This is a genomic window from Mycobacterium sp. (assembly GCF_050701675.1).
Taxonomy (GTDB): Bacteria; Actinomycetota; Actinomycetes; order Mycobacteriales; family Mycobacteriaceae; genus Mycobacterium.
In genome coordinates this window covers 1-6,575 of the sequence record NZ_JBOGDD010000762.1, presented here as the reverse complement: position 1 = coordinate 6,575, position 6,575 = coordinate 1, and the positions used below count along the sequence as shown (strand labels likewise).

The following is a 6,575-nucleotide window of genomic DNA, read 5'->3' as shown; positions in this document are numbered from 1 at the left end:
ACCCAGGACTACGGCGGCATCGTGGCCGCGTCGGTAGTGTGCGAATTGGTCGGCCTGCCTGTTGAACTCGCCGCCGACGTGCTCGCTACCGTCAACGCAGGAAGCCTGGCCAAGCCAGGAAGCGGCGTCGAAGTCGCCAACGCGCGGCCAGGCTATCTGGAGTACCTGGTCCCGATCGTGGCGCGCAGGCGCGCAGCAGGCGCCGGCGGTGAGTTGCCCATCGCGGACAACCTGATCGACTACCGGCTGCCAGACGGCTCGGCGCTGAGCGACATGGAGGCGGCCGTCCAGATGCTTGGCGTGTTCATCGGCGGAACCGAGACGGTGCCGAAGATCGTCGCGCACGGTTTGTGGGAGCTGGGTCGCCGGCCCGACCAGATGGCTGCCGTACGAGCGGATCTGACCGCGAACGTGGCGAAAGCGCGCGAGGAGATGATCCGCTACTGCGCACCCGCCCAGTGGTTCGCCAGGACCCTGCGCACGCCCTTCACGATTCACGGCACCACGATCAACCCCGGGCAGCGGATCATCACCCTGCTGGGGTCCGCGGCGCGCGACGAGCGCGAGTACGCGAATGCCGGCGAGTTCATCTGGGACCGTCCGATCGAGCGACTGCTGGCGTTTGGCCGTGGCCAGCACTTCTGCCTCGGCGTGCACCTGGCGCGCCTCGAGATCGCCATCATGGTCACCGAATGGCTCAAGCGGGTGCCGGACTTCCACGTCGACGCCGACGCGGCGTGGCGGCCGCCCTCGAGCTTCCAGTGGGGCTGGAACAACGTGCCGGTAGAGGTCTGACGATGTGGTCGCATCGACTCGTCGCGCCGTACACCTTCGAGCGCACGGAGGTGCCGCAGCCATCGGCGGAATCGCTCGCCGACGGCCAGGTGCTGCTGAGCTTCCTGGCCGCCGGGGTGTGCGGAAGCGACCTTCCGGCGTTCCGCGGCGCGAAGGGCCGCCTTCCCGGCGATGACGGCGCCTGCGCCGCCGAGAAGGAGGGCTTTCCGATCCACGAGATCGTCGGCGAGGTGATCGCCAGCCGGCACCCCGAGCACTCGTCGGGCGACCGAGTCGTCGGGTGGGCATCGGGATTCGACGGTCTGATGGAGTACGTGGTTGCCGACGGGAACGGCCTGGCGCCGTATGACCCCGCGCTGACGCCGCAGCATGCCGTCGCGCTGCAGCCGTTGGCCTGCGTCCTGTACGCGGTCGAACAACTACCCGACCTGACCGACAAACACGTCGCCGTCATCGGGCAGGGATCGATCGGACTGCTCTTCTCCTACCTCGCCAAGGTGGCGGGCGCAGCACACGTGACCGGGGTGGATCCCATCGACCGCGAGACGGTGGGCCCGAAGTTCGGCGTGGACAGCGTGATTCGCGCGACAAGCGACCGCTGGGTCAGCCACCTCGTCGCGGGGGACAAGCCCGACATCGTGATCGAAGCGGTCGGTCATCAGGTGGCCACCCTCGGGCACGCGATCGAGGCGGCCGCCTTCGGCGGAACCGTCTTCTACTTCGGCGTGCCCGATGACGACAGCTATCCCATCAGCATCCGCACCATGCTGCGCAACAACCTCACCCTGAAGTCCGGTGTGACGCTGGACCGGCGGCGGGTCCTGGCCGAGGCGGACGCCTTCGCCCGGGCGCACCCCGACCTGCTGGGGCACTACCTGACCCATACCTTCGGAGTGGATGACGTGCAGTCGGCGTTCGAACTGGCCAGCCGCCCCACGCCGGGCCGCATCAAGATCGCGATCAGCCGATGACGTCCAGGCTCCAAGAGGCGCTCGCCGACCGGCCGCAGATCTTCGGCGGCTGGGTGGTCGGCCCCACCATCCTCGGTCCCGAATCATTCGCCAAGACCGGCTACGACTACGTCGGATTCGACTGCCAGCACGGCTATCTCGACAACGCCGACGTTGCCTTGCTGCTGAACCGGCTCGAGCACGTGCCGATCGCCACTGCGGTGCGACTGCCGTCCAATGCGCCCGCGCCCATCGGGCGGGTGCTCGACGCGGGCGCCGACGCGGTGATCATCGCCATGGTCGAGACCGCCGAGGGGGCCTCCGACGCGGTGGCCGCCACCCGGTACGCCCCGCGCGGGGTGCGCAGTTTCGGTCCGCTGCGGGCCAGCCTCGGGGTCGACGTCAGCGCGCTGGAGTCGCGGGCAGGGGTGTACGCGATGGTGGAGACGGCCAAGGGGCTGGCCGCGGTCGACGAGATCTGCGCCGTGCCAGGACTCGAGGGCGTCTACGTGGGGCCAGCGGACCTCGCGATCTCGATGGGGCACGGTGTCGCCGATGCCTGGACGCACCCTGCGGTCCTCGAGGCGATGGCGCGCGTGCAGTCCACGGCTACTGCCGCCGGGCTGGTGAGCGGCGTGCACGCGGGCGACGGCGGGAAGGGAAGGACCGCCGCGCAACTGGGCTTCCGGATGATCACGCTGGCGTCCGAATCGCAGGCCCTGCGGTTGGGCGCGACGAGCCATCTCGCCGCTGCGAAGTCCACCGCCGATGAACCGTCATCCGATGACAGGGGATACCACTGAACGCCACCAAGACCGATCGCGTCGCATTGGTGACGGGCGCCGCCCGCGGTCAGGGGGCGGCGATCGTTCGCCGGCTGCGGATCGACGGGTTCAAGGTCGCCGCCTGTGACCTGCTGACCGACGAATTGCACACCATGGCAGCCGAACTCGACGACGACGTGACGGCGATTCCGCTTGACGTCACGTCCGCCGAGCAGTGGGCGAACGCGGTCGCCACCGTGGTGCAGCGGTTCGGTTCGCTGAGCACACTCATCAACAACGCCGGTGTGCTGCACCGCGCGTCGATCGCCGACGAGACGCCCGCGGGGTTCGAGGGCAGTTGGCGCGTCAACTGTCTTGGCCCGTTCCTTGGCATCCAAGCCGCGCTCGAGCAGCTGCGGGAGGCCGATGGCGCCGCGATCGTCAACACCTGCAGCACCGGCGCCATCCGGCCGTTTCCCAACCATTCGGCGTACGGGTCGTCCAAGTGGGCGCTGCGAGGGCTGACACAGACCGCCGCCGCCGAGCTCGCGCCGTCGGACATCCGCGTCAACGCCGTGTTCCCGGGCCCCGTCGAGACACCCATGCTCGACGACGCCACCCAGACGCGCCTGGCCGCGATGGCGGTCATCGGCCGGCTCGGCAAGCCCATGGAGATCGCCGACGCCGTCGCCTTCCTGGTGTCCGAGCAGGCGTCGTTCATCACGGGTTCCGAACTCGTCGTCGACGGCGGACAATCCCTCCAGATTGGATGACACCGATGTCCAGAAGCCCCTCGGTGGGGATCATCGGCGCCGGACCGGGTGGTCTGGCGCTGGGAATATTCCTCGAGAAAGCCGGATTCGGCGACTTCACCATCTTCGACCGCGAGGACGGAGTCGGCGGAACGTGGCGCATCAACACCTACCCGGGCCTGGCCTGTGACGTGAAGTCCCACCTCTACTCGTTCTCGTTCGACCTGAACGCCGGCTGGTCGCGGCTCTGGTCGGGCCAACCCGAGATCCTGGCCTACTTCGAACGCTGTGCCGAGCGCTACCGACTCGGCCCGCATCTTCGCCTTCGCACCGAGGTGACCTCCGCCCGTTGGGATGCCGAGAACAGAGAGTGGCAGCTGCGGACGTCGAACGGCGAGGTGTTCACGTTCGACGTGGTGGTGTCCGCGGTCGGACTCTTCACCCGACCCCTGATGCCCGATCTGGTGGAGGAGGAGCCGTTCACCGGGACGGTGATGCACTCGGCGCGGTGGGACCACTCGATCGATCTGAACGGCGCGAGGGTCGCTGTCCTCGGCACGGGATCGACTGCCTCGCAACTACTTCCCGAACTGGCGAAGGTGACCGAGAAGGTGTATTCGATCCAACGGTCGCCGACGTGGATCCTGCCAAAACCGGACCGGCCGTACAGCGTCAGGGAACGGTGGGTGTTCACCCACGTCCCGTTCGCGAAGAAGTTCTATCGGACCCGGCTGTGGCTCCGCAGTGAATCCAACATCTCGGTGATCGAGCACGGCAGCGACAAGACCCACGAGTTCCGCGCGGTGGCCGAGAAGATGCTCGAGAGCACGGTGGCCGACGACGAACTGAGGCGCAAGCTCACTCCCGAAACCCCGCTCGGCTGCAAGCGTTTGGTGTTCTCCTCGGACTTCGTCCCGGCGCTGACCAAGCCGAACGTCGAGGTGGTGTCGAGTCCCGCCCAGTCCCTTCGGGCCAGGTCCCTGGTGACCGAGGACGGTCGCGAGCTCGACGTCGACGTGGTCGTCTGTGCGACGGGCTATGCCGCAGCGGACTATCTGGGCCAGATCGAGGTGACGGGGGAGAACGGTACGTCGTTGCGCGAGAGCTGGAGTGACGGTGCGTACGCCTACCTCGGCATGGCGGTGCCGGGCTTCCCGAACTTCTTCATGCTCTACGGCCCGAACACGAACGTCGGCTCCAACAGCGTGATCTTCATGCTGGAGGCGCAGGCGCACTACGTCGTCCGGGCGCTCACGCACATGCGCCGCAGGCGGCGGTCCTACATAGCCGTCCGGGCGCAGGCCATGGCCGACTTCATCGCCCAAATCGACGGGTGGATGGAGGGGACGGTGTGGACGACGCGCTGCAACAGCTACTTTCGGGCCGCGAACGGCCGCGTCGTCACGCAGTGGCCGCGCAGCGCGCGGGTGTTCTGGAGCATGACCCGACGGTTCCGTGCTGCCGACTTCACCTTCGAGCCGCCTCGGGTGCAGCCGAACGTCCACGTCGAGGCGCACAGTTCGGCAGGCTCGTGACGACGGCCGACACCGGGACGACGCTCCGGCTGAATCCGGCGCTGCGACACCTCGCCTCGTTTCGCACCGATCTTTCCGCGGACCTGATTCCCGCCGTGCGGGAGTCCCTCAACCTCCGGCGGCGGGAGGGTGCGGCGACCCTCGACTCCTCGGGGGTGGAGATCCGCGACGGCATCGCACGCAGTGACGACGGAGGCAGGATTCCCGTCCGCATCTACCGCGGCGGGCCGTCGCGCGCACCGGCCGTGATCTTCTGTCATTCCGGCGCATTCGTCCTCGGCAACCTCGACACCGACCAGCAGCAGTGTGTCGAATTGGCGCGCCGCGCCCGCTGCACCGTGGTCTCGGTCGACTACCGGCTGGCGCCCGAGCACCCGTACCCGGCGGGATTCGACGACGCCATGGCCGTGCTGAACTGGGTTGCGGCCGACGCCGACGCACTCGACGTCGACGTCGCACGTCTGGCGGTGGCGGGAAGCAGCGCTGGCGGCGCGCTGGCGGCTCTGCTGGCCCAGTGCTCGGCAGCGGGCAACGCGCCGCCGTTGGTGTTCCAGCTGCTGCACCAACCCGTCCTTGACGACTCCCAGACGCCGTCGAAGCAGGAGTTCACCACGACACCGGGATTCGACGGAGCGGCTGCGCAGCAGATGTGGCGACACGTGTCCGGTGACGAGTCCGTGCCGAGCGCGGCCGTGCCCGCGCACGCCGCCGAACTGACCGGTGTGCCGAACGCACTGATCACGTGTTCGGAACTCGACCCGCTCCGCGACGAGGCCGTCGACTATGCGCTTCGCCTCATGTGGTCCGGTGTTGCGACCGAGTTGCACGTGTTCCCAGGGACCTGCCACGGGTTCGACTCGATGGTGCCCGAATGGGAGGTCAGTCAGCAGCTGTTCGCGCTTCAGGGCGCCGCGTTGCGACGTGCCCTCCACGGGTGACGGTCAGGAGACGGATGCGGACGCGAGTTCCCGCGCGATCGCCGCGTGGTACCTGTCGATGTTGGCCGGGTTGACCATTCGGAAGAATCCGTCGGGCATCGGCGAGTCCCGGTAGGCCTCGACGGTCATGGTCCGCGCGAACAGCGTGATGCCGTCGCCGGGCTGGGTGAAGTGATACTTGACGGTGATCCGGCCTGGCATGCCGCCGTTGCCCTCGCGGTCATGACCGAGGTTGCCCACCGAGTTGAACACCCACATCTTCGGGCGCATGGCGATGGCGAGATGCCAGGTGAAGATCTTCTCGCCGTCCGGTCCGGCCTCGGTCCAGGTGTCACCGACCTTCAGCGGCAGGTCGTTCGTGTCGCTGCCCACGTGCGCGCTGCCCGGGTAGGTCTTGGTCCAGTTCGAGGGATTGGTGACGAAGTCGTAGATGGATTCCGGGGAGTGCGTGAACGCCGTCTCCGAGGTCGTGGTCACGATGCCCAACGTGGTGCCCTTCTGTCGTCGATCTGGGTCAGAGTCTACACATTGGATTACAAAATGAAGAAGAAGTGTAATGTTCCGGTGGTTGTATCCGGTGCGGAGAACGGGGACTGAGTGTGAGTGATCGCGGCCCATCGGCGAAGGCGCCGCGGATCGTCGGCCTGGCCGTCCCCGCGGCGCGCCTTGGCGCGCACCTCGGGCACGGCGTGCAGAGGTTGGTGACCGACGCCGCGCTCGGTCGGATGCGCCGATTCCCCCGCGGGGTGACGGATCTGACCGCCACCGTGTTGTCAGGACTGATGGGTCGTCGCGTCGAGGAGGTGTCGGTCATCGACGGCGAGGCGGGGACGCACACCGT

The 6,575-nt window shown here is 67.9% G+C and carries 7 protein-coding genes and 1 pseudogene; 7 read left to right on the top strand and 1 reads right to left on the bottom strand.

From position 1 onward, the window contains the following. From ACRDUX_RS23330 to ACRDUX_RS23305, 6 genes are all read left to right on the top strand, one after another. Positions 1 to 795 (top strand): cytochrome P450 (locus tag ACRDUX_RS23330; protein WP_526416965.1); only part of this gene is annotated, 795 nt, incomplete at its 5' end. A gap of 2 nt (positions 796 to 797) precedes the next feature. Next, positions 798 to 1,766 carry a zinc-binding dehydrogenase gene (locus ACRDUX_RS23325; RefSeq protein WP_526416963.1) on the top strand — a complete coding sequence of 323 codons (969 nt, stop codon included), beginning with the start codon at positions 798 to 800 and terminating at the stop codon, positions 1,764 to 1,766. Further along, complete coding sequence (locus ACRDUX_RS23320; RefSeq protein ID WP_526416961.1) at positions 1,763 to 2,548, top strand: HpcH/HpaI aldolase family protein; 786 nt, start codon at positions 1,763 to 1,765, stop codon at positions 2,546 to 2,548. Before ACRDUX_RS23325 ends, ACRDUX_RS23320 begins: the two co-directional genes overlap by 4 nt. Continuing rightward, on the top strand, positions 2,545 to 3,282 hold the full coding sequence (locus ACRDUX_RS23315; RefSeq protein WP_526416967.1) for an SDR family NAD(P)-dependent oxidoreductase: 738 nt from the start codon (positions 2,545 to 2,547) through the stop codon (positions 3,280 to 3,282). Before ACRDUX_RS23320 ends, ACRDUX_RS23315 begins: the two co-directional genes overlap by 4 nt. Before the next feature lie 5 nt (positions 3,283 to 3,287). Then, entirely contained in the window at positions 3,288 to 4,796 is a 1,509-nt protein-coding gene (locus tag ACRDUX_RS23310) for a flavin-containing monooxygenase (protein WP_526416959.1), read from the top strand. Beyond that, positions 4,793 to 5,734 (top strand): alpha/beta hydrolase, encoded by a 942-nt coding sequence (locus ACRDUX_RS23305; protein ID WP_526416957.1) that lies wholly within the window; start codon positions 4,793 to 4,795, stop codon positions 5,732 to 5,734. The genes ACRDUX_RS23310 and ACRDUX_RS23305 overlap by 4 nt, the downstream gene beginning before the upstream one ends. Positions 5,735 to 5,737: 3 nt before the next feature. Here the strand turns inward: ACRDUX_RS23305 and ACRDUX_RS23300 are convergent, their stop codons facing one another. Then, complete coding sequence (locus ACRDUX_RS23300; RefSeq protein ID WP_526416955.1) at positions 5,738 to 6,220, bottom strand: SRPBCC family protein; 483 nt, start codon at positions 6,218 to 6,220, stop codon at positions 5,738 to 5,740. A gap of 113 nt (positions 6,221 to 6,333) precedes the next feature. Here ACRDUX_RS23300 and ACRDUX_RS23295 point away from each other — a divergent pair. After that, positions 6,334 to 6,575: pseudogene (locus tag ACRDUX_RS23295) on the top strand (hypothetical protein); the annotation flags it as partial.

Excerpts from the sequence above, each read along its gene's own strand:
- ACRDUX_RS23310 (WP_526416959.1), top strand. The coding sequence starts at position 3,288 with ATGTCCAGAAGCCCCTCGGTGGGGATCATCGGCGCCGGACCGGGTGGT.
- ACRDUX_RS23325 (WP_526416963.1), top strand. The coding sequence starts at position 798 with ATGTGGTCGCATCGACTCGTCGCGCCGTACACCTTCGAGCGCACGGAG.
- ACRDUX_RS23320 (WP_526416961.1), top strand. The coding sequence starts at position 1,763 with ATGACGTCCAGGCTCCAAGAGGCGCTCGCCGACCGGCCGCAGATCTTC.